General features: G+C 65.6%; 17 protein-coding genes. 14 read left to right on the forward strand and 3 right to left on the reverse strand.

Translation table 11 applies throughout. The features are described 5' to 3' along the window. The first annotated feature begins 12 nt into the window (after positions 1–12). The 8 genes from ahcY (at position 13) to secA (ending at position 11,232) form a co-directional block, all read left to right on the forward strand. Positions 13–1,497 (forward strand): adenosylhomocysteinase, encoded by a 1,485-nt coding sequence (gene ahcY / locus ACH49N_RS00155; protein ID WP_250764877.1) that lies wholly within the window; start codon positions 13–15, stop codon positions 1,495–1,497. A 56-nt stretch (positions 1,498–1,553) separates the two neighbouring features. Continuing rightward, positions 1,554–2,252, forward strand: a complete 699-nt coding sequence (locus ACH49N_RS00160) for a dTMP kinase (RefSeq protein WP_250764874.1) — start codon at positions 1,554–1,556, stop codon at positions 2,250–2,252. Between the two features lie 45 nt (positions 2,253–2,297). Further along, positions 2,298–2,975 carry an MtrAB system response regulator MtrA gene (mtrA, locus tag ACH49N_RS00165; protein WP_005240059.1) on the forward strand — a complete coding sequence of 226 codons (678 nt, stop codon included), beginning with the start codon at positions 2,298–2,300 and terminating at the stop codon, positions 2,973–2,975. Then, a complete protein-coding gene (gene mtrB, locus ACH49N_RS00170; protein WP_358270698.1) occupies positions 2,972–4,786 on the forward strand; it encodes an MtrAB system histidine kinase MtrB in 1,815 nt (604 codons plus the stop codon). Before mtrA ends, mtrB begins: the two co-directional genes overlap by 4 nt. Beyond that, complete coding sequence (gene lpqB, locus ACH49N_RS00175) at positions 4,783–6,573, forward strand: MtrAB system accessory lipoprotein LpqB (protein ID WP_358270697.1); 1,791 nt, start codon at positions 4,783–4,785, stop codon at positions 6,571–6,573. The genes mtrB and lpqB overlap by 4 nt, the downstream gene beginning before the upstream one ends. Positions 6,574–6,618: 45 nt before the next feature. Further along, positions 6,619–7,317: a ComF family protein gene (locus ACH49N_RS00180; protein ID WP_159925879.1), complete on the forward strand. Its 699-nt coding sequence runs from the start codon at positions 6,619–6,621 to the stop codon at positions 7,315–7,317. Positions 7,318–7,529: 212 nt separating this feature from the next. Next, positions 7,530–8,213, forward strand: coding sequence for a ribosome hibernation-promoting factor, HPF/YfiA family (hpf, locus tag ACH49N_RS00185; RefSeq protein ID WP_159925881.1), 684 nt, complete (start codon positions 7,530–7,532; stop codon positions 8,211–8,213). A 151-nt stretch (positions 8,214–8,364) separates the two neighbouring features. Then, a complete protein-coding gene (secA, locus tag ACH49N_RS00190) occupies positions 8,365–11,232 on the forward strand; it encodes a preprotein translocase subunit SecA (RefSeq protein ID WP_358270777.1) in 2,868 nt (955 codons plus the stop codon). A gap of 9 nt (positions 11,233–11,241) precedes the next feature. Here the strand turns inward: secA and ACH49N_RS00195 are convergent, their stop codons facing one another. Then, positions 11,242–11,763: an Rv3235 family protein gene (locus tag ACH49N_RS00195; RefSeq protein ID WP_358270695.1), complete on the reverse strand. Its 522-nt coding sequence runs from the start codon at positions 11,761–11,763 to the stop codon at positions 11,242–11,244. A 104-nt stretch (positions 11,764–11,867) separates the two neighbouring features. On the opposite strand from ACH49N_RS00195, the gene ACH49N_RS00200 reads away from it, so the two are divergent. From ACH49N_RS00200 to ACH49N_RS00225, 6 genes are all read left to right on the forward strand, one after another. Continuing rightward, a complete protein-coding gene (locus tag ACH49N_RS00200; RefSeq protein WP_159925885.1) occupies positions 11,868–12,305 on the forward strand; it encodes an HAD-IA family hydrolase in 438 nt (145 codons plus the stop codon). Further along, positions 12,299–13,720 carry a wax ester/triacylglycerol synthase family O-acyltransferase gene (locus tag ACH49N_RS00205; protein ID WP_159925887.1) on the forward strand — a complete coding sequence of 474 codons (1,422 nt, stop codon included), beginning with the start codon at positions 12,299–12,301 and terminating at the stop codon, positions 13,718–13,720. Before ACH49N_RS00200 ends, ACH49N_RS00205 begins: the two co-directional genes overlap by 7 nt. A 30-nt stretch (positions 13,721–13,750) precedes the next feature. Next, entirely contained in the window at positions 13,751–14,260 is a 510-nt protein-coding gene (locus ACH49N_RS00210; protein WP_358270693.1) for a DUF6912 family protein, read from the forward strand. A gap of 108 nt (positions 14,261–14,368) precedes the next feature. After that, complete coding sequence (locus ACH49N_RS00215) at positions 14,369–15,484, forward strand: ferredoxin reductase (RefSeq protein ID WP_109331255.1); 1,116 nt, start codon at positions 14,369–14,371, stop codon at positions 15,482–15,484. 64 nt (positions 15,485–15,548) lie between these two features. Next, complete coding sequence (locus ACH49N_RS00220; protein ID WP_159925891.1) at positions 15,549–16,805, forward strand: acyl-CoA desaturase; 1,257 nt, start codon at positions 15,549–15,551, stop codon at positions 16,803–16,805. Between the two features lie 111 nt (positions 16,806–16,916). Next, on the forward strand, positions 16,917–18,155 hold the full coding sequence (locus ACH49N_RS00225) for a fatty acid desaturase (RefSeq protein WP_159925893.1): 1,239 nt from the start codon (positions 16,917–16,919) through the stop codon (positions 18,153–18,155). A gap of 34 nt (positions 18,156–18,189) precedes the next feature. Here ACH49N_RS00225 and rsgA read toward each other — a convergent pair whose 3' ends face one another. Together rsgA and aroA are read right to left on the reverse strand one after the other, a co-directional pair. Next, positions 18,190–19,179, reverse strand: a complete 990-nt coding sequence (rsgA, locus tag ACH49N_RS00230) for a ribosome small subunit-dependent GTPase A (protein ID WP_358270775.1) — start codon at positions 19,177–19,179, stop codon at positions 18,190–18,192. Beyond that, positions 19,176–20,492 (reverse strand): 3-phosphoshikimate 1-carboxyvinyltransferase, encoded by a 1,317-nt coding sequence (gene aroA / locus ACH49N_RS00235; protein ID WP_358270690.1) that lies wholly within the window; start codon positions 20,490–20,492, stop codon positions 19,176–19,178. The genes rsgA and aroA overlap by 4 nt, the downstream gene beginning before the upstream one ends. Positions 20,493–20,562 lie beyond the last annotated feature (70 nt).

Here is a 20,562-nt window from a genome sequence, read left to right on the forward strand (position 1 = left end):
CAGGAGAGGCAGATGACGACCTCAGTTTCAACCACGCCCGTGGCCGAGAGCCGTAACGGGATCGATTTCAAGGTGGCGGACCTTTCGCTCGCGGAGTTCGGCCGCAAGGAGATCCGGCTCGCCGAGCACGAGATGCCGGGACTGATGGCGCTTCGCCGCGAGTACGCGGAGGTGCTCCCACTGAAGGGCGCACGCATCTCCGGATCGCTGCACATGACGATTCAGACCGCAGTTCTCATCGAGACGCTCACCGCGCTGGGCGCCGATGTCCGCTGGGCATCGTGCAACATCTTCTCCACCCAGGATCACGCCGCTGCCGCCATCGTGGTCGGTCCGCACGGGACGCCGGAGGAGCCGAAGGGAACCCCGGTCTTCGCGTGGAAGGGCGAAACACTCGAGGAGTACTGGTGGGCCGCCGAGCAGATGCTCACCTGGCCGGACGCCGACAAGCCGGCGAACATGATCCTCGACGACGGCGGCGACGCCACGATGCTCGTCCTCAAGGGTGCGCAGTTCGAGAAGGCCGGCGTCGTGCCCCCCACCGACGACGACCAGGATTCCGACGAGTACAAGGTCTTCCTCAACCTGCTGCGCCGCTCCCTCGAGGCCGACAAGGGCAAGTGGTCGAAGATCGCCGAATCCGTGCAGGGTGTCACCGAGGAGACCACTACCGGAGTTCTGCGCCTGTACCAAGTCGCGGCTGCCGGTGAGCTCACCTTCCCGGCGATCAACGTCAACGACTCGGTCACCAAGAGCAAGTTCGACAACAAGTACGGCACCCGCCACTCGCTGCTCGACGGCATCAACCGCGGTACCGACGTCCTGATCGGTGGCAAGGCCGCGCTGGTCTGTGGCTACGGCGATGTCGGCAAGGGCTGCGCCGAGGCGCTCCGCGGACAGGGTGCGCGCGTCGCAGTGACCGAGGTCGACCCGATCAACGCGCTGCAGGCGCTCATGGACGGCTTCGAGGTGAAGACGGTCGAGCAGGCCATCGGCTGGGCGGACATCGTCATCACGTCCACCGGCAACAAGGACATCATCACCTTCGAGCACATGAAGCAGATGAAGCACCAGGCCATCCTGGGCAACATCGGTCACTTCGACAACGAGATCGACATGGCCGGTCTCGAGCGATCCGGCGAGGTGACCCGTATCAACATCAAGCCCCAGGTGGACGAGTTCCGCTTCGGGGACGGTCACTCGATCATCGTGCTGTCCGAAGGACGACTCCTGAACCTCGGCAACGCCACCGGCCACCCGTCGTTCGTGATGAGCAACAGCTTCTCCAACCAGGTCATCGCTCAGATCGAGTTGTGGACCAAGCCGGACGAGTACGACAACGAGGTGTACCGGCTGCCCAAGCACCTGGACGAGAAGGTCGCGAAGATCCACGTCGAGGCACTCGGTGGCACGCTCACCAAGCTCACCAAGGAGCAGGCGGAGTACATCGGCGTCGACGTCGAGGGACCGTACAAGCCAGAGCACTACCGCTACTAGAGATGATGGCGTCCCCCGGTCCGCTGCGTGCGGGCCGGGGGATAGCCTTCTTCCCCGTGGGAACCACTTCTGTCGGAACGCTCGTAGCGCTCGAAGGCCTCGACGGCGCAGGCAAGCGGACACTGGTCACGGCCGTCCAAAAGCGACTTGACGAGGCGGGGCTCCGGGTCGGCACCCTCGACTTCCCTCGATACGGTCGCTCCGTCCATGCCGATCTGGCATCGGAGGCGCTGAAGGGGGCACACGGCGATCTCAGCGGATCGGTGCACGCGATGGCGGTGATGTTCGCCCTCGACCGGTCCGGCGCGATCGCGGAGATGTCCGAACTGCTCGCCGGCTGCGACATCGTCCTCCTCGATCGCTACGTGGCGTCCAACGCCGCCTACGGGGCCGCTCGGTTGCATCAGGGCGCAGACGGCGAATTCGTGGACTGGGTACGGGAGCTCGAATTCGGTCGCCTGGCACTGCCCCGGCCCGACCTCCAGCTGTACCTCGATGTGCCCGTGGCTCTGGCCGAACAACGTGCGCGCGGACGTGAGTCGGAAGACGCGAGCCGGGCGCTCGATGCCTACGAGCGCGACCGCGGGCTGCAGGAACGCACCGGTGAGGTGTACCGACAACTGGCCGCGGCCGACTGGATGTCGCCGTGGTGGGTGCTGTCCCCGGACACCGATCCACTCACGCTCGCCGAAAACCTGGCACTCTTGAATGACGGCACGGGACGCCGTGGCGAGAAAGAACACGGCACGCCGTAACGGCGAACGGGCTGTTACGGGCTCCGAAGATGCAACGATAGGGACATGAAGCCAAGGATTCTGGTTGTCGACGACGACACTGCGCTCGCGGAGATGCTCACGATCGTTCTCCGCGGCGAAGGTTTCGACCCGTACGTGGTGGGGGACGGGACCCAGGCGCTCACCGCAGTCCGGGAGACTCGCCCGGACCTGGTGCTACTCGACTTGATGCTGCCCGGGATGAACGGTATCGACGTGTGTCGGGTGCTCCGCGCCGACTCCGGTGTGCCGATCGTGATGCTGACGGCGAAGACGGACACCGTCGACGTGGTTCTGGGATTGGAATCCGGCGCGGACGACTACATCATGAAGCCGTTCAAGCCGAAGGAGCTGGTGGCGAGAGTTCGCGCGCGGCTTCGCCGGACCGAGGACGAACCCGCCGAACTGCTCAGCATCGCCGACATCGTCATCGATGTTCCCGCTCACAAGGTGAGCCGGGGCGAAGAACTGATTTCCCTCACACCCCTCGAATTCGACCTCCTGGTTGCGCTGGCCCGCAAGCCGCGGCAGGTGTTCACCCGTGAGGTTCTGCTCGAGCAGGTGTGGGGTTACCGTCATGCAGCCGATACCCGACTGGTCAACGTGCACGTTCAGCGTCTGCGCGCCAAAGTCGAGACTGATCCCGAGAATCCCGAAGTGGTTTTGACGGTCAGGGGGGTCGGCTACAAGGCCGGACCGCCGTGACAGGTGTTTCCCGATGGCGGCGTCGTGTCAACCGACGCGTATCGCCGATCCTTCGGTGGGGTCACTCACTGAGTAATACCCTCGCGCACACGTGGCGTCGCTCGCTGCAGTTGAGGGTGGTCGTGTCGACGCTGACGTTGTCGCTCATCGTCATCGTCGTCCTCGGAGTCGTGCTCACCAGCCAGATCACCGATCGGCTGCTCGAGACGAAGATCAACGCCGCGACCGAGGAGATGGACCGCGCTCGGAGCACGGTCGAAGGGCAGCTGGCCGGGGCCGAAGACACCAGTTCGCCCACCACACAGCTCGACGGCGCCCGCGCTGCCCTCACGAACAGGGAGCCGGACGCCGGTCAGGATTCCGGATCGGCAGGCACCTTCGACCCGGTGCTGATCGTGCCCGGTGACGAGTCGCGCGCGCCGACCTCGAGTGGTCCTGCCGATCAGATACCGGAGTCGCTGCGGGCGTTCGTGCAGGCCGGTCAGGTGAGCTACCAGTTCGCCACCGTGAACGACCCCGAGGGATACTCCGGTCCCGCGCTGATCGTCGGGAGCCCGACGGCCTCGGCCATCTCGACACTCGAGCTTTACCTCATCTTCCCGTTGGCGAGCGAGGACCGCAGCCTGTCGCTGGTACGCGGGACTCTGCTCGTCGGCGGCGCGGTGCTTGCCGTGCTCCTGGCGGCCATCGCGCTCCTCGTGGCCCGGCAGGTGGTCCTCCCGATTCGGTCCGCCTCCCGGATCGCGGTGCGGTTCGCCGACGGCCGTCTGAAGGAGCGCATGCCCGTGCGCGGTGAGGACGACATGGCCCGGCTGGCGATGTCGTTCAACGAGATGGCAGAAAGTCTGTCCAAGCAGATCACCCAGCTGGAGGAGTTCGGCAACCTGCAGAAGCGCTTCACCTCGGACATCAGCCACGAGCTGCGCACGCCGCTCACCACCGTGCGGATGGCGGCCGATCTCATCCACGACGGCAGTGACGAACTCGACCCCGTGCTCCGGCGCTCCTCCGAGCTACTGGTCGCCGAACTGGACCGGTTCGAGGGCCTGTTGGTCGATCTGCTCGAGATCAGCCGCCACGACGCCGGTGTCGCCGAGCTGGCGGCCGAGCAACTCGACCTGCGGATGTGCGCGCGAGCCGCCGTGTCCACGGTGCGGCACCTCGCGCGCGAGAGCGGGACGGAATTGATCGTCGACCTGCCGGACCAGGCTGTCATGGCGGAGGTGGATCCGCGCCGCGTCGAACGCATACTGCGCAACCTCCTCGCCAATGCCATCGACCACGGGGAGGGCAAACCGGTGCTCCTGCGTCTGCGTGCCGACGACAGTGCCGCAGCGTTCATCGTGCGTGACCAAGGTGTCGGGTTGCGGCCGGGCGAGGAGAAGCTTGTGTTCAATCGGTTCTGGCGGTCGGACCCCTCGCGAGTGCGCCGCTCCGGCGGCACCGGACTCGGACTGGCCATCAGTGTCGAGGACGCGAACCTGCACGACGGCCGGCTCGAGGCGTGGGGTGAGCCCGGTCAGGGGGCTTGCTTCCGGTTGACGTTGCCGAGGGTGCGGGGCCGGAAGGTGGTCTCGAGTCCGCTGCCGCTCAAACCCGGCACCGGCAAATACGTTCAGGGACAGCCTTTCCCGGGGGACACGTCGATGCCGCTGCGTAACGACAGCCCCGAAACCGCCGTCGACGAATCCCGGACCGTGCCGCAGAAACGCGAGTTGCCTGAACATTCCGGGCCCCCCGGGCCACGCGAGCGCGAGAGTGCCCACGTCGGCGATCGTGAAGGGTCGCATACAACGGAGCGGGACGGATGATGCGCTCGTCGTCGACGCCCGTGATCCGGTCGATCTGGGCTGCTGTGGTCGGAGCCGTGCTCGTCACGGTCGGTGGATGCGCCAGCCTGCCTGATTCGTCGACACCCCAGGCAATCGGCACGATCAACCGCGATTCGCCGGGATCGAGTGTGGCCGCACCCGCACCGGGCCGGGAACCGGACCTGCTCCTGCGCGACTTCTTCAAGGCCAGCACCGATCCGTCGAGCCGCCACCTTGCTGCACGGCAGTTCCTCACCCCCGGGGTGTCCGGCAGGTGGGACGATGCGGCGAGCGCCACCATCGTCGACAAGGTCGACGTTCTGCCCGAGGCCCGGTCTACCGATCGCGCGACCTACACCATCCGTGCCAACAAGGTGGGGCAACTGGAACCGGGCGGACTGTACGTCGCAGAAGAGGGAAGTTTCGAGACGAAGATCAGTCTGGAGATGCAGGGCGGGGAGTGGCGGATCTCGGAGCTGCCGTCCGGAGTGATTCTCGACCGGGCCCAGTTCCTCAACACCTATCAACGCAAATCGCTGTACTTCCTCGACCCTGCCGGGACGACGGTGGTGCCGGATCCACGCTGGGTGTCGGGCGCGCAGGACCAGATGGCGGCCCAATTGATGGGTCTGCTGATCGACGGGCCGAAGTCGGCACTCGCCCCGGCCGTGCGTAACGAGCTCGGCGAGGGTGTGTCGATCCGGGGACCGATCACGAAGGCGGACGGGCGCACCGCTCAGGTGGGTGTGGGGCTCGGAGGCATCCGGATCGATTTCTCCGGTGTACGGCCGATGGATCAGCAAGCGAAGGGATTGTTTGCGGCGCAGGTGATCTGGACCCTCGCGAACGCGGAAATCTCCGGTCCCTACGTGCTGCTCGCGGACGGTGAGCCCTTCGACGATCGTTTCCCCAACGGCTGGACCACCGCCGACGTCGCGTCGATGAATCCGTTCGCGACCTCGAGTGCCACGGTGGGTCTGCATGCCCTCCGCGACGGGTCGATGGTGAGTGTCACCGAGACCGGGGTGACCCCGGTGCCGGGATACTTCGGTTCGGCGCGGAGCATGCGTTCCCTCGCGCTGTCGCAGGACGGCAAACTCGTGGCCGCCGTCGCGGACACCGGACGTCCACCGCCCGAGCCGGCGAGTGCCCTGATGGTCGGCGCCTATGAGGACGGGGCGGCGTCCGTGCTCGAGGGGGGCGCGATAACCCGTCCGACGTGGGCGCCCGACAACTCGGCCATCTGGGCGGCGGTCAACGGCAATGCCGTGATCCGGGTGCTGCGCGAGCCCGGAACAGGGCGGACCTCGGTCGAGAACGTGGATGTGGGTGCTGTCACTGCACTGGGGTCTACCATCACCGAGCTTCGGCTCTCTCGCGACGGAGTGCGTGCGGCGCTCATCGTGGACGGCAAGGTGTATTTGGCCATCGTGGCGCAGAAGCCCGGTGGCGGGTACGCCCTCACCAACCCGCGCGCGGTGGCGATCGGCCTCGGAAGTCCGGCTCTGTCGCTCGACTGGAGCACGAGTGACACGATCGTCGTCGCGCGTGCGGCCTCGGATATTCCGGTGGTGCAGATCGCGGTCGACGGCTCACGGATGGACGCCCTGCCGAGCCGTAACCTCACGGCCCCGGTGGTGGCCGTGGACGCCTCGACGACGACGGAGTTCGTCGCCGATTCGCGCGCCGTCTTCCAGTTGAACAACAACGATCCGGCGGGGGATCGGTACTGGCGCGAGGTTCCCGGGCTGACGGGTGTGAAAGCGATACCGATTCTGCCGGGCTGATTCCGGTGGGGCGAGTCTGTCGGTGGGGGTGCGGAAGATGACGGCATGCGCATACTGCCCGGCTCACGGACGCTGCTCGATCTGATTCTGCCGGCAGAATGCGGTGGGTGCGCGGAGCCGGGCACGCAATGGTGCCAGGGCTGCGCCGCCGAGTTGGCCGACGATCCGATTCTCCTGCAGCCGCGGGTCGATCCGGGAGTCGCGGTGTGGGCGCTGGGACCGTACTCGGGTCCACGTCGCCGGGCGGTGATCGCTGCGAAGGAACGGGGCCGGCGCGACCTCGCGGTGCCGCTCGGTTCCGCTGTCGCGGGCGCACTCGCGCGGCTGCACCAATGGGGTGAACTGGCGCCGCCCGAGGTCGCGCCGGTGGTCCTCGTGCCCGCTCCCACGCGTTCGCGGGCGGCCAGGATGCGGGGTGGCGATCCCGTAACCCGGATTGCTGTCGCCGCGGTGGGAGCGTCCCGGGTGTGTCCGGCGCTGGCCATGCGCAGAGGGGTGCGTGATTCCGTCGGACTGTCCGCGGATCAACGTAGAGTAAACCTCGAGGGTGGTGTTCTCCTCACCTCGCGCGGCCACCGATTCGCACAGCATCTGTGTTCGGAAAGGTCTGCGGCGCAACGTAAGACGGTAGTTCTGATCGACGACGTCTCGACCACGGGGGCGACCGCGGCCGAGTCGATCCGGGTGCTGTCCGGCGCCGGCATTCCGGTTTCCTCGGTGGTCGTCCTGGCCGGAGTCGGCTGACCTCGCGGCGAGGCCGCGACAATCTCGGTGTCGGCTGCATGAAATTGCGCCGAACAGTGGCACTCGCGCGAGTTACGTACTAGCGTCGCGGACACACCCGAAACACAGGTAGGAGGTGGTACTTCGAACCTGGTGCCGGGCGGACCCCTTCCCGGCATTGCTCAAATCCGCCGCCGCCCATTTCGGGGCGGGGCCGTAATCGGGAGGTACGAGTGACGACCCCTTCGCAAGCTTCGGTTTTCATCGACGAACGCACCACGGATGCACAAGAGAAGACCGATGCCCCTAGCGCCGATATTGTCGTCAAGGGACGCAACGTCGAGGTTCCCGACCACTTTCGTGTGTACGTCTCCGAGAAGCTGTCGCGCCTCGAGCGCTTCGACCCCTCCATTTTCCTGTTCGATGTCGAACTACAGCACGAACGCAATCGACGCCAGAGGAAGAGCGCCCAGCGCGTCGAGATCACTGCCCGAGGCAAAGGGCCGGTAGCCCGAGCCGAAGCGTCGGCCGACAGTTTCTATGCAGCATTCGAGTCGGTCACCGCGAAGCTCGAGAGCAGGCTCCGCCGCACCAAGGACCGAAAGAAGGTCCATTACGGGGAGAAGACCCCGGTATCGGTGGCAGAGGCCACTGCAGCACTCGCCGAGGACGAGAGTCTCGGTATCAACCCCGACATCTCCCTCGACGGCCAGGAATCGCAGCCGCACGAGCACAGGCCGGGTCAGGTGGTGCGGACCAAGGAACACAAGGCCACACCGATGACCATCGACGATGCTCTGTACGAGATGGAGCTGGTAGGACACGATTTTTTCCTGTTCCACGACAAGGAGTCGGACAAGCCTTCCGTCGTCTACCGGCGGCACGCGTTCGACTACGGACTCATCCGCCTGGCGTGATCTGCACTCGTCCCACGTGACGGTGTGAGCGGTCGGTCTACTCGTCCGCACCGAAGAGCGCCTACCATGGAATCCGGCCGGGGTTCTCGGACCTCCGGCCGGATTTTGTGTGTCACCCACCCACCGCCGAAGATTGAGGACGAACAAGACTGTGCCGTCGCTGTCGCTATCCAAGCTGCTCCGTGTTGGTGAAGGTCGCATGGTCAAGCGGCTCAAGCACATCGCCGACCACGTTTCCTCGCTGTCGTCCGAGGTCGAAGACCTGACCGACGAGCAGTTGCGGGCGAAGACCGACGAGTTCCGCTCGCGGTACCGCGACGGTGAATTGCTCGACGAGTTGCTCCCCGAGGCATTCGCGGTGGCCCGCGAGGCGTCGTGGCGCGTCATCGACCAGCGGCACTTCCATGTGCAGATCATGGGTGGGGCTGCGCTGCACTTCGGCAACATCGCCGAAATGAAGACCGGTGAAGGCAAGACACTCACCTGCGTTCTGCCCGCCTATCTCAATGCCATCGCCGGCGACGGCGTCCACGTCGTGACGGTCAACGACTACCTCGCCAAGCGCGACTCGGAGTGGATGGGACGAGTTCACCGTTTCCTGGGTATGGAGACGAGTGTGATCCTGTCCGGAATGTCTCCCGCCGAGCGGCGCGCGGCCTATGCCGCAGACATCACCTACGGCACGAACAACGAGTTCGGATTCGACTACCTGCGCGACAACATGACGCACTCGCTGGACGATCTCGTTCAGCGTGGTCATGCCTTCGCCGTCGTCGACGAGGTCGACTCCATCCTGATCGACGAGGCCCGAACCCCCCTCATCATTTCGGGACCCGCCGATGCGTCGAGCAAGTGGTACGCGGAGTTCGCGCGTATCGCGCCGATGCTGAAGCGAGACGTCCACTACGAAGTCGACATCCGCAAGCGCACGATCGGTGTGCACGAAGCGGGCGTCGAGCTCGTCGAGGACCAGCTCGGTATCGACAACCTGTACGAGGCTGCCAACTCGCCGCTCGTGAGCTACCTCAACAACGCCATCAAGGCGAAGGAGCTTTACACGAAGGACAAGGACTACATCGTCCGCGACGGCGAAGTGATCATCGTCGACGAGTTCACCGGTCGTGTCCTCGTCGGTCGCCGCTACAACGAGGGCATGCACCAGGCGATCGAAGCCAAGGAGAAGGTGGAGATCAAGGCCGAGAATCAGACGCTCGCCACGATCACGCTGCAGAATTACTTCCGGCTGTACGACAAGCTGTCGGGCATGACGGGTACCGCCGAAACCGAGGCCGCCGAGCTACACCAGATCTACAACCTCGGTGTCATCCCGATCCCCACCAACCGGCCGATGGTCCGCGTCGACAACGGCGACCTCATCTACAAGACCGAAGAAGCAAAGTTCGACGCCGTCGTCGATGATGTGGTGGAGCGGCACGAGAAGGGACAGCCCGTCCTGATCGGAACTACGAGCGTCGAGCGGTCCGAGTATCTGTCGAAGCAGTTCACCAAGCGGGGCCTGCCGCACAACGTGCTGAACGCGAAGTTCCACGAGCAGGAAGCCACGATCATCGCCGAGGCCGGCCGGTCCGGGGCTGTCACGGTGGCAACCAACATGGCCGGTCGCGGAACTGACGTGGTGCTCGGCGGCAACCCCGACATCATCGCGGACATCGCCCTGCGTAAGCGGGGACTCGATCCCGTCCACACGCCCGAGGAATACGAGGCGGCGTGGGACGAGGTTCTCGAGCAGGTCAAGGCCGAGGTGAAAGCCGATGCGGACAAGGTCCGGGAAGCGGGCGGACTGTACGTACTCGGTACCGAGCGGCACGAGTCCCGGCGAATCGACAACCAGCTTCGTGGTCGCTCCGGACGTCAGGGCGATCCGGGCGAGTCCCGGTTCTACCTCTCGCTCGGTGACGAGTTGATGCGACGGTTCAACGGCGCGGCGCTCGAGTCGATCATGACCCGGCTCAACCTGCCCGACGACGTTCCGATCGAGGCGAAGATGGTTTCGAAGGCCATCAAGAGTGCGCAGACGCAGGTGGAGCAGCAGAACTTCGAGATCCGGAAGAACGTTCTCAAGTACGACGAGGTGATGAATCAGCAGCGCACGGTCATCTACAAGGAGCGCCGCCAGATCCTCGAAGGCGAGGACATGGAGGGCCAGGTCGAGAAGATGATCACGGACGTGGTCACCGCGTACGTCGACGGGGCCACTTCCGAGGGGTACGTCGAGGACTGGGATCTCGAACAGCTGTGGACCGCGCTGAAGACGCTCTACCCGATCGGCCTCGACTACAAGGAAATCGTCGGAGACGGCTCCGACGGTGAGGTGAAGGACGTCACCAGCGACGAACTCCGCGAGATGCTTCTCGAGGATGCACACCAGGCGTATGCACGCCGGGAAGCAGAAATCGACGCCGCGGCCGGTGCGGGTGCCATGCGCGAACTCGAGCGGCGGGTGCTGCTGAGCGTGCTCGACCGCAAGTGGCGCGAGCACCTGTACGAGATGGATTACCTCAAGGAGGGAATCGGTCTGCGTGCGATGGCGCAGCGCGATCCGCTGGTCGAGTACCAGCGCGAGGGTTTCGACATGTTCACCGGCATGCTCGAGGGCCTGAAGGAGGAGTCGGTCGGATTCCTGTTCAATCTGCAGGTCGAGGCCGCTGCGCCGCAGCAGGCGGCCGCCCCCGGCGTCAATGTGACGGCGTCCTCGGCGGCCGCGACGGCGTCCGCCTCGCCGACGCCCGCTCCTGCCCGCCCGCTGCCCACCCAGGAGGCGGCACGTCAGTCTCAGGGCACCGCTGCACCGTCCGCCCTGCGCGCGAAGGGACTGGACGAGGCAGAGCCGCGTGGCCTGACCTATTCGGGCCCGGCGGAGGACGGCAACGCCCAGCTCAGCCGCCGCGGCACCGGCAGCGACACCAACTCGGACCCAGGAACCCGGCGCCAGCGACGCGATGCTGCACGGTCGCAGTCGAAGGGCAAGAAGGCGCCGCGGTCCAAGCGCAAGCGCTGAGCCGCTTCGTCAGCCGACCACCATCGAGGTGACGATCCAGCCCGTGTCGGATTTCCGTTCGACACGGGCTGCGATCACGAACACCCGCGGTCCCCGTCCGTAGGTGCCGAACGCCTCGAGTGTGTTGTCGTCGAGTACCCGAAGGTGGACACGGAGCAGGGTTGCCACTCCGAGCCGTCTCGACGGTGACTCGGCAAGCGCGAGAGTCCGTGCCACGTCCAGCAGTGAGGGAACGACCACGGGCCGCAGCTGCCGCACGTTGCGCCGCCGATCCAGTACTTCCAGCACCAGCCGGAACGCGTGTTCGGTAAAGCGCTGTGCGTCGGGTGCGGCGCGAGGACGAGTGACGTCGGGCGAGGAGCGCGGCGAGGTGCCGGAGTGCGCCGAGCTACGCGCCGGTGACGAGTGACGGCCCCGACCCGGTGCTCGCCGGGTGCCGGACGACCCGGCTGGACCGGCCGCGCCCAGCGCCTCACCGGTCGGCGGTTCGTAGTTGGGCACGCGTGACAGGAACGTGTAGGACTCACTCATTTCTTCCCCCCGGTTTCGGCATGAGACGGCCGTCGTAGCGGTCATCCTTGCACGGATTCAGCGGTCGTGTCGCCGAACCCCGCAGGGAACCCTAGGGTGGGGTCGTGCGGGGATTGATTGTGGACGTCGGTGGTGTGCTCGTGGGCCCCGGTTCAGACTTCGACGGGCTGTCGGCGGTCCTCGCCGACGCGCGGCGTCGCGGCGTCCGGACCGCGATCCTGAGTAACGACCCCGGCGGTCCCGGGGGTGAGTGGTTGCGGGAACTCGGTGACGGCCGGCTGGTCGACCGGGTGGTGCTGTCCGGCGATGTCGGTGTGGCCAAGCCCGATCCGCGCATCTACCGGTTGACGGCCGAAGTGCTCGGCCTGGAACCGCGGGACTGTATCTTCGTCGACGACCTGGCGGTCAACGTTCGCGGTGCGGTGTCTGTCGGGATGGTGGGTGTGCACCACGTCGACGGCGTGGTGACCGCGAGCGAGCTGGCGGTGCTTCTCGACGTGGATCGAGACGGAATGCAAGGGGAACAGGCGTCGACATGGTGACGAGACTGACAACGCAGGACGCGTCGTTCTATTTTCTCGAGGCAAGTAGCACGCCGATGCACGTCGGTTCGCTCGCCATCTTTCGCAAGCCCCGAAATGGGTTGTCCTACGAGGAATTACTTCGTCTCGTCGAGGAACGCCTGAGTCTGGTGCCGCGGTACCGGCAGAAGGTGCGGGAGGTGGCGTTGGGATTGTCACGTCCGGTGTGGGTGGACGATCAGGATTTCGACATCGAGTACCACGTCCGGCGATCGGCGCTGCCGAAGCCGGGTTCGGACGCGCAGCTACATGATCTGGTCGCGCGCCTCACGTCGCGGCCGCTCGACAACACCCGCCCCCTGTGGGAGATGTACTTGGTGGAGGGCTTGTCGAACAACCGCTTTGCGATCTTCACCAAGTCGCATTCCTCCCTCGTCGACGGGGAGACGGCACCCGAAATCGGTCAGGTCATTCTCGATTCGGCGAAGACACGCAGACCCATGGCGGAGGAATTGTGGATGCCCAGCCCGGAGCCGAGCGAGACCACCCTCGTCGCCGGCGCCCTCGCCGACATCCTGGCGCGGCCCGGGGAGGGGTTGGCGTCGTTGCGAATGACCCTGAGCGGCATGGCGTCTGCGCTCGGCGAGACCGTGCGCGCGGTGGGGAAGTTGGCCGCTGTGGTGCGTACCGCCACACAGGTCGCGCCCGCGACCCCGCTGAATGCGACCATCTCCCGTAACCGGCGCTTCGCCGTGGTCAAGACCGAACTGGGGGATTACCGGAAGATCCGCGCACGGTATGGGTGCGAGGTCAACGACGTCATCCTCGCCGTGGTGTCGGGTGCCCTGCGGAACTGGTTGCTCTCGCGCGGCGAGCCGGTCGCCGAATCGACCACGGTGCGCGCCATGGTACCGATGTCGGTGTACGTCGACCCCGACACGGACGTAGACCTGGGCCAGCGTGGTGAGTGGTCGGATCCGCGGAGCATGGTGTCGTCGTTCCTCATCGACCTGCCCGTGGGGGAACCGAATGCGGTGGTGCGACTCTCACACGTGGCGCATGCGATGGAGGCGCACGCGAAGCAGAGTCGGCGCGTGACGGCTCAGACGCTCGTGCGGCTGTCCGGGTTCGCGCCTGCCACCCTGCACGCGATGAGTGCCCGTGCGGCGAGCAGCTTCTCGCAGCGGATGTTCAATCTGATGATCACCAATGCGCCCGGTCCGCAGATGCCGCTGTACGTCGGCGGAGCGCGCATGCTCGAGATGTACCCGGTGTCGCCGCTGCTGAAAAATCAGACATTGAGCATTGCGCTGACCTCTTACGACGGCAACGTCTACTACGGTTTGAATGCAGACCGTGATGCGATGGCCGATGTGGACGTGGTGGCGGCGCTGCTGTACCAATCTCTCGAGGAGTTGTTGGATGCCAGCCGGTGAAAAGTCCGCGTTGCGAATGACGGGTGACACATGACGAGGGTGTATGTTCCCGCGACCATCGAGATCCTGCACGAGCTGGTGACCGAGTCGAAGTTCGATCCGATGAGCCGGACCGCGTTTGCTGTCACCGCCACGCTGCGTGAGGCTTACTCGTCGGGTGACGACGAGGAGCTGGCCGAGGTGGCGATGGGTGAGGCCGCGCGGGCTTCGCTCCGGCTGATCGCGGGCCGGTTGTCAGAGGGCGGCGACGGCGTCCGTTTCCGGCGGGTGGTCGTGGCAGCAGACGTGGACGACGTCACACCGCGCCCCGATCTCGACGATGCCGTGGTGCGGTTGCCGGGGCCGGTGACTATTTCGCAGGTGGCGTCGGTCCATGTGGATCTGGCGGAGGCCGAACCGGACATCGAGCGGGCCGTCGCGGCGATCGACGAGGCGGACCTGGGCGATCCGGATGCGGAATTCGTGCTCGGCGACGCCGAGGATCACGTGCTCGCGTGGTATGCCACCCAGGAGATTTCCTTTCTTCTGGAATTGCTCTGACCTCAGGGTCGTCTCGAGAGGACCGCATCCCTACCTCGAGGTAACCTACGGTACCGTAAGTCGGTAACCTACGGTAGCGTAGGTCACGACGAGACAGGTGGAGGTCTGATGGGTCTGAAGGACTGGATCGAGGCGCCCGCAGCAGCGGTGGTGCCCGCCAAGCGGTCCAAACTCAATTGGTTGCGTGGTGCGGCAGCACGGCTCACGACGCCGTTGCTCCCGGACGATTATCTACATCTGGCCAATCCGCTGTGGTCGGCCAGGGAGCTGCGCGGCCAGATCGTCGACGTGCGCGCCGAGACGGCCGATTCCGCCACGATCGTCATCAAGCCCGGCTGGGGATTCGACTTCAACTACGAGCCCGGTCAGTACATCGGCATCGGACTTCACGTGGACGGCCGATGGCACTGGCGTTCGTATTCCCTCACGTCCCCGCCGAACTGGGACGACAAGCTCATCTCTATTGCGGTCAAGGCGATGCCCGAGGGATTCCTGTCGAGTCACCTCGTCAACGGCGTGCCGTCCGGGACGATCGTGCGACTCGCGACGCCTACGGGGAACTTCGCCCTGCCCGACCCCCCGCCGGAGCGAATTCTGTTCCTCACCGCCGGCAGCGGGATCACTCCGGTCATGGCCATGCTGCGCACGATGAACCGGCGCGGCCAGCTTCCCGACGTCTTCCACGTCCACTCGGCGCCCACCGATGCCGACGTGATGTTCGCGGACGAACTGACCCGCCTGCACGACGAACACGATGACTTCCGGTGCAAGATCCAGCTCACCCGCACCGAAGGCAAGTTTGCGCTGTCCTCCCTCGACGACGTGTGTCCGGACTGGCGGGAGCGGCAGACGTGGGCCTGCGGGCCGCTGCCGATGCTGGACGAAATCGAGACGCTGTGGCGGGACGAGGACATCGAGGATCGCTTGCACCTCGAACGGTTCGCGGTCTCCCGCGCGGACACCTCGGGTCAAGGCGGCACCGTGACCTTCGCCAAAGCGGACAAAGTGATGACGATCGACGGCGCCACCACCCTGCTCGAGGCCGGCGAGAAGGCCGGGGCACTGCTGCCCTTCGGCTGCCGGATGGGTATCTGCCAGACCTGCGTCGTGCCGATTCTGTCGGGACACGCCATCGATCTGAGGTCCGGGAAGCAGCACGCCGAGGGAGACCGCGTCCAGACGTGCATCTCGTCCGCGGCGGGTGACTGCACGCTCGACGCGTGAGCGTCGGCGTGTTGTTCATCTGTCTCGGCTATTCTCGGAGTCTCTGACCAGACGGAGGAGCACGGTGGCAATCACCGACATCAAAGAATTCTCACACCTCACCGAAGCGGACATCGAATCGCTCGGGCGGGAGCTGGACGCGATTCGGCTCGATGTGGAGGATTCGCGGGGCGTTCGCGACGCCCGCTACATTCGCCGAGCGATCCGGACCCAGCGGCTGCTGGAGCTCGGTGGCCGGCTCGCGTTGTTCGGAAGCAAGTACCGCCCGGCCTGGCTCGCCGGCACCGCCATGCTGTCCCTCTCGAAGATCATCGAGAACATGGAGCTCGGCCACAACGTGATGCACGGCCAGTGGGACTGGATGAACGATCCGGAGATCCACTCGATGTCGTGGGAGTGGGACCAGACGGGTCCGTCGGAGCATTGGAAGCGCGCCCACAACTACTCCCACCACACGTTCACCAACATCGTGGGAATGGACTCCGATGTGGGTTTCGGCATTCTCAGGATGACCCGCGACGAGGAGTGGCGGCCGATCAATCTGCTGCAGCCGATCGCGAATATCGTTCTGGCAGCTACCTTCGAATGGGGTATCGCGCTGCACGACCTCACGTTCGCGGCCGAGCTCGAGGGTGTGGAGAAGGGTCAGCTCAACTCGCAGGCGAACAAGGATTTCGCACGCAAGATCTTCCGTCAGGTCGGCAAGGATTTCCTTCTCTTCCCGGTGCTCGCGGGACCCGCATGGAAGTCGACGTTGTCGGCGAACACCACCGCCAATCTGGTCCGCAACCTGTGGGCGTACGTGGTGATCTTCTGTGGCCATTTCCCGGACGGTGCCGAAAAGTTCACCGTGGAGGAATACGAGAACGAAACCCGGCACGAGTGGTATCTGCGACAGATGCTCGGCAGCGCCAATTTCGATTCCGGCAAGGTCATGGGTTTCATGAGCGGGAACCTCAGCTACCAGATCGAGCATCACCTGTTCCCTGATCTGCCCAGCAACCGCTACCCCGAGATTGCGGTGAAGGTGCGGGCGCTGTGTGAGAAGTACGACCTGCCTTACACGACGGGCTCGCTGGCCAAGCAGTACCTGCTGGCGTTGCGCACCATCCACAAACTTGCGCTACCCGACTGGATGCTCAAGGCGACGGCGGACGACGCTCCGGAGACCTCCTCGGAGCGCAAGTTCCGCGACGCCCGCGACGCTGGTGCCGCCATGGTCGAAACACTGCGTACGGACCCCGTGACGGGGCAGCGCCGAGGTCTGCTGTCTGCCCTCCGAGCCCGCGCTGAGGCCAAGATTCCTCGCCGTCGACGGTGATTTCCCTCACACCTACGCTGAGGTAACCTACGGTGTCGTAACTTACGGTACGGTAGGTCATGTCAGCGCCTACGGGTGTGAACTGTCGACCCAGCCAGGAGGAGGTTCCCCATGGCGATTGCAGACGTCAAGGAATACGCACATCTCACCGAAGCCGACATCGAGGCGCTCGGACGCGAGCTGGATGCGATCAGGCGCGATATCGAGGAATCTCGCGGTGAACGTGACGCACGGTACGTCCGCAATACCATTCGGTTGCAGCGGTCGCTCGAAATCGGTGGCCGGGCCGTTCTCTTCGCGAGCAAGCGCCGCCCGGCCTGGTTGGCGGGCACCGCCATGCTCGCCCTCTCGAAGATCATCGAGAACATGGAACTCGGCCACAACGTGATGCACGGTCAGTGGGACTGGATGAACGACCCGGAGATCCACTCCACCTCGTGGGAGTGGGACGTTACGGGGCCGTCCGCCCATTGGAAGCAGACTCACAACTACATTCACCACAAGTACACCAACGTCCTCGGTATGGACGACGACGTGGGATACGGGCTTCTGCGCGTCACCCGTGATCAGCGGTGGAAGCCGTTCAACACCGGCAACCTCGTGTACAACACCTTGCTGGCACTGTTCTTCGAATACGGCATTGCGGCCCAGCACCTCGAGCTCGGCAAGGTCGCCAAGGGGCGGGTGCCGAAGGAGGAGACTCAGCGCAAGCTCCGCGAGGTCGGCGAGAAGATCGGCAAGCAGCTCCTCAAGGACTATGTCGTGCACCCGGCGATCACCGGCCCGGCGTGGAAGAGCACGCTGACGGCCAACGTGAGCGCCAACATGATCCGCAATGTGTGGACCAACGCCATCATCTTCTGCGGTCACTTCCCGGACGGCGCAGAGAAGTTCACCAAGGCGGATATCGACAAGGAAACGCCCGCCGAGTGGTACCTGCGCCAGATGCTGGGTAGCGCAAACATCGAGGGCGGCAAGGTCATGGACTTCATGTCCGGCAACCTCAGCTACCAGATCGAGCATCACCTGTTCCCCGATCTGCCGAGCAACCGTTACGCCGAGATCGCGGTCCGCGTTCGTGAGCTGTGCGACAAGTACGACCTGCCGTATACGACGGGACCCTTCCTCGTGCAGTACGCGAAGTCGTGGCGCACCATCGCCAAGTTGTCGCTGCCGAACAAGTACCTCAAGGCCACGGCGGACGACGCACCGGAAACCGCGTCGGAGCGCAAGTTCGGTGGAAAGACCACAGCCACAATCGATCCCGTGACCGGCCGTCGGCAGGGGCTCCGCAGCGCGATCCAGCGCTCACGCGGGCGCCGCGGCCTGCGTGCGCTGTTGTCGCGCTAGAAGAAGTTTTCACCGGGCGCGGTTCGCCCCTTCGTCACCACGCTTCGTTGGAAGCGATCGCGGTGAGGAGGTGGCGGACCGCGTCGACGCGTCGGGCCGCTTTCCCTTCGAGCTGATCGAGCGCGCACTCCGGATCGGCGGGCGGGCCCAGATGGGTGCACCCGCGCGGGCAGTCTTCGATCGCCGCGGCCAGGTCGGAGAAGGCGGCCACCACATTCTCGGGGGAGATATGGGCAAGCCCGAACGACCGGATTCCGGGGGTGTCGATCACCCATCCACTCGTCGGTAGGGACAGCGCGACGGACTGTGTCGAGGTGTGCCGCCCCTTCCCGACCCCGGACACCACACCCACCGCCCGATCGGCGTCCGGAACGAGCCGGTTGACCAGCGTGGACTTGCCCACACCGGAATGACCGATCAGTGCGGTGAGCTTTCCCGACAACATGGTCATGACGTCGTCGACGGGATCGTCTCGTCCGGCGACCACCACGGGAACATCGAGATCCGCGAAAGCGCTGGCGAATTCCTCGGGCGGCTCGAGGTCGCTCTTGGTGAGGCAGATGATGGGGTTCAGCCCGCCGACGTAGGCGGCGACCAGCGCACGCTCGACGAAACCGGTGCGCGGTGGGGGATCGGCGAGCGCAACCACGATCAGCAACTGCTGGGCGTTGGCGACGACGATCCGCTCGTACGGATCGGTGTCGTCGGCCGTCCGCCGCAGAACGGTGGAGCGCTCGGCCACCCGCACGATCCTGGCGAGAGTGTCGGGCTTGCCGGAGAGATCGCCCACTACGCTGACCTGGTCTCCCACCACGATGGGGGTGCGGCCCAATTCCCGGGCGCGCATGGTGACGATCAGGCGGTCCGGATCGCCGCCCAGTACGCAGCCCCACCGTCCCCGGTCCACGGACACCACCATGGCGGACTCCGCGCTCAGGTGCTCCGGTCGTGTCTTGGTCCGTGGCCGCGTCCCCCTACCCGGACGGACCCGCACATCGGACTCGTCGTACTCGCGGCGGCTCAGAAGCTCGCCTTCCGACCGGTGCCCGCAGCTGCGGTCACCATTGCGGCCCAGAGGTTTTCGAAGCCCGGCAGCGTTTTGGCCGTGGTGCCCACGTCCTCGACCGTCATGTCGTCGACGACGAGTCCGATGATGGCGCCTGCCGTCGCCATCCGATGATCGGCGTAGGAGTGCCAGGTCCCGCCGTGCAGCGTTGTGGGAACGATGGTGAGACCGTCCTCTGTTTCGGTGACGTTCCCGCCGAGCGCGTTGATCTCGGTGGAGAGCGCTGCCAGCCGGTCGGTCTCGTGACCGCGCAGGTGCGCGATTCCCCGCAGATGGGAGGGCCCTTCGGCCAGGGCTGCAAGGGCGGCGACGGTGGGAGTGAGTTCGCCGACGTCGTGCAGGTCGATGTCGATTCCGGTCAGTGTGCCCGGTCCGGTGACCGTCAACTCGTCGCCGTCGAGCCGCACTTGCGCACCCATGGCGAGGAGAATCTCGCGTATCGCATCACCGGGCTGCGTTGTGCGGCTGGGCCATCGTGGCACCGTCACCTCTCCGGAGGTGACGGCGGCGGCCGCGAGGAAGGCCGTGGCGTTCGACAGGTCCGGTTCGATCGCCCAATCGACGGCCCGGATCACGCCCTGGCTCACCCGCCACGTGTCGGCGTCGCCGCCGCTTGCCGGCGTGGACACCGCGACACCGGCTGCGCGCAGCATCTCGACGGTCATTTCGATGTGAGGCATCGAGGGAACGGACTTGCCGTCGTGATGCACGGTGACACCTTCGTCGAACGCAGCCGCAGACAGCAGCAGGCCCGAGACGAATTGTGAGGAACCGGACGCGTCGATCGTGACGTGTCCGCCTCGGAGTGAGCCGCGGCCTTCGACGGTGAACGGCAGTGCGTTCCCGTCGATGTCCGCGCCCAGCCCGCGCAGGGCGTCGAGAATGGTGCCCAAGGGTCGCGTGCGGGCCTGTTCGTCCCCGTCGAACCGGACAGTGCCCGACGCGAGTGCCGCCACCGGTGGCAGGAAGCGCATGACCGTGCCCGCCAGACCGCACTCCACCGATCCACCGCGGAGGGGTCCGGGGGTGACCTCGAGCGTCGTGGTGTCGTCCTGTTCTTCGACAGTGGTCCCGAGAGTGCGGAGAGCGTCGATCATGAGGTCGGTGTCGCGACTGCGGAGCGCACCGCGCAAAGTCGAGGGGCCCTGCGCGAGCGCGGCGAGGATCAGTGCACGGTTGGTGATGGATTTCGATCCGGGCAGGACAACCGTCGCAACGACGGGCTCTTCGGCGCGGGGGGCTTTCCACAGGCTCAGGCTCACGGTCTCCATCTTCGCCTACGCGAGGGGTGAGGGACACGGCTGGGCGGCGTGTCGGGTGGGTGGATGGACGGCTCGGCCC

Source organism: Rhodococcus sp. NPDC019647 (assembly GCF_044389235.1).
Lineage (GTDB): Bacteria > Actinomycetota > Actinomycetes > Mycobacteriales > Mycobacteriaceae > Rhodococcus_F > Rhodococcus_F oxybenzonivorans.